Genomic DNA, 520 nt, shown 5'->3' on the forward strand with positions numbered 1-520 from the left:
CGACGGTGAGTGGGACCGGCCCGAGGACGCCACGGACGGGCGCCCCCTGGTCCTGGTCTCCCTCGGCACCATCCACAACGACAACACGGCCTTCTTCCAGACCTGCATCGACGCCTTCGCCGACCTCCCCTGGAACATCGTCATGGCCGTCGGCAACCAGATCACCCCCACCGACCTCACCGACATCCCCGACCACATCGACGTACGCCCCCACGTACCCCAGCTCCAGATCCTGCGCCACGCAGACCTCTTCATCACCCACGCAGGCATGGGCAGCGTCATGGAAGCCCTCTCCTTCGGCGTCCCCATGGTCGCCATCCCCCAGATGAGCGAACAACGCGCCAACGCCGACCGCCTCACCGAACTCGGACTCGGCCAGATCCTCCACCGCGACCACCTCACCCCCCAGACCCTCCGCGACACCGCCCACCACGTCCTCACCCACACCCCCTACCGCGACCACGCCCACACCATGCGAGACCACATCACCCACGCAGGCGGCGCACCCGCCGCCGCGGAC

1 protein-coding gene is annotated in these 520 nt (G+C 68.7%); it reads left to right on the forward strand.

The genetic code is table 11. The annotated features are described in order from the left end of the window. Positions 1-520: nucleotide disphospho-sugar-binding domain-containing protein (locus IO30_RS41055; protein ID WP_267886486.1), on the forward strand; the 520-nt coding region annotated here is incomplete at both ends.

The organism is Streptomyces xanthophaeus, from assembly GCF_000725805.1.
Classification (GTDB): domain Bacteria; phylum Actinomycetota; class Actinomycetes; order Streptomycetales; family Streptomycetaceae; genus Streptomyces; species Streptomyces xanthophaeus.